1 protein-coding gene is annotated in these 2,081 nt (G+C 70.3%); it reads right to left on the bottom strand.

Annotated features, from left to right (window positions below):
• Nucleotides 1–2,081 (bottom strand): polyketide synthase dehydratase domain-containing protein (locus ACIBH4_RS39590; RefSeq protein ID WP_399173892.1); only part of this gene is annotated, 2,081 nt, incomplete at both ends.

Here is a 2,081-nt window from a genome sequence, read left to right as displayed (position 1 = left end):
ACCTCGACCCCATGCGCGATCAACTCCGCCCGCAACTCCACCGCCCCCGGAGCATCCAACCCCCGACGGCTGGTCAGCAGCAGACGACGCACCCCCCGCTCGGCCACCACATGCCGCGCGAACAAACCCCCCAGACCACCCGTACCACCAGTGATCAACACCGTCCCCTCGGGGTTCCAGACTCCGCTCGCCTCCCCCTCAGGGTGAGAGCCGGGCGCCAACCGCGCCAGCCGCGCTACCCGCACCTCACCATCGCGCACCGCCACCTGCGGCTCGCCCGAGGCCAGCACCCCCGCGAGTACACCGGGCAGTGCCGACAGCGAAGACTCCCGCCCGTCCACGTCCACCAGTACGAACCGGTCAGGATTCTCCAGTCGCGCGGAGCGCACCAAACCCCACACCGCCGCAGCCGCCAGGTCGGCCACCACCTCGCCGTCCCCTGCCGTCACCGCTTCCCTGGTCACCACTACCAGGCGCGAATCGGCGAACCGGTCATCGGCGAGCCACCCCTGCACCACGTCCAGAACGCGAGCGGTCAGCGCATGTGCCGACTCCACCACTTCGCCCGCCGGATCCGAGACCGCCTCCATCAGCACCACACCCGGCACCGGCCCCGCCTCCGCCAGCGACAGCAGATCCGCGTGAACCGGCACCGGATCCCCGCCCGCCCGCAGCATGGAGGCGACACCCAACGTGTCCTGGCCGAGTACCGCCGCCGGGAGCGCGTCAGCAGCCGGGAGACCCACCGACGACGTCCACTCCACCTGGAACAAAACATCCCTACCACCACCGGGAGCGGCCAACACCTCCGACGCCACCGGCCGCAACACCAACGACCGCGCCGACACCACCAAACCCCCACCCCCATCCACCGCCACCACAGAAACCGCATCACCCCGAGTCCTCACCAACCGAACCCGCAACACCGACGCCCCACCCGCATGCAAACACACCCCACCCCACGAGAACGGCAACCGCCCACCCTCGGCATCGTCCAACCCCACAAACGGCACCGCATGCAACACCGCATCCAACAACGCCGGATGCACCCCGAACGACCCCGCACCCGACACCACCTGCTCAGGCAGCACAACCTCCGCGAACACCTCACCCTCAGAACCCCGCCACGCCCCCCTCAACCCCCGAAACACCGGCCCATACTCCAACCCACCCTCAGCCAACCGCTCATACACCCCGTCCAACTCGATCACCGACGCACCCCGCGGCGGCCACACCTCCGTCTCGAAACGCGTGACAACCTCGCCACCGGTCCCCGTGACCTGCCCTCGATCGTCCTCGACGCCCACCCCGACGTGACCACCGCTCGCCAGCACACCTGCGGCATGCCGCACCCAGCCATCGTGATCACCGGCATCGGCCGACCGGGCATGGACGCTCACCTCACGCCGACCCGACTCGTCGGCCGGCCCCACCCGCACCTGCACCGCGACCGCGTCGTCCTCACTCAGCACCAGCGGCGCGGTCAAGGTCAGCTCCTCGACCAGATCGCAGCCGACCTGGTCACCCGCGCGGATCGCCAGCTCCAGGAAGCCGGTACCCGGGAAGATCACCATCCCGCCCACCGCGTGATCCGCCAGCCACGGATGCGACCGCAGCGACAACCGTCCCGTCAGCAGCGCGTCACCGGAATCGGCCAGACCCACGGCCGCGCCCAGCAGCGGATGGCCCGCCGCCTCCTGTCCCAGACCGCGAGCATCCGCGATTCGCCCGATACTCGGCCAGAACCACTGGTGCTGGAAGGCATAGGTCGGCAACTCCACCCGGCGCCCGCCCGCGAGCACCGCCTCCCAACCGATCGCCACGCCACGCACGTGCAACTCGGCGAGAGCCGTCATGATCGCCGACTGCTCGTCCCGATCCCCGCGCAGCACCGGCACCGCCACCGCGCCCGTTTCACCCGCGAACGCGACAGAAGAGCCCTCAGCACCCGGATTGGAACCGGCGAACTCGGCGAGGGTGTCGGATGCCATCGCGGTGAGCACACCGTCGGGGCCGAGTTCCAGGTAGGCCCGCACCCCCTGGGCGTGCAGGGTGCGCACGCCGTCGGCGAAGCGAACCGC

The organism is Streptosporangium sp. NPDC050284 (assembly GCF_044459525.1).
Classification (GTDB): domain Bacteria; phylum Actinomycetota; class Actinomycetes; order Streptosporangiales; family Streptosporangiaceae; genus Streptosporangium.
Note: the sequence above shows the minus strand (reverse complement) of the source record. Positions and strands in the feature narration are given on the sequence as shown.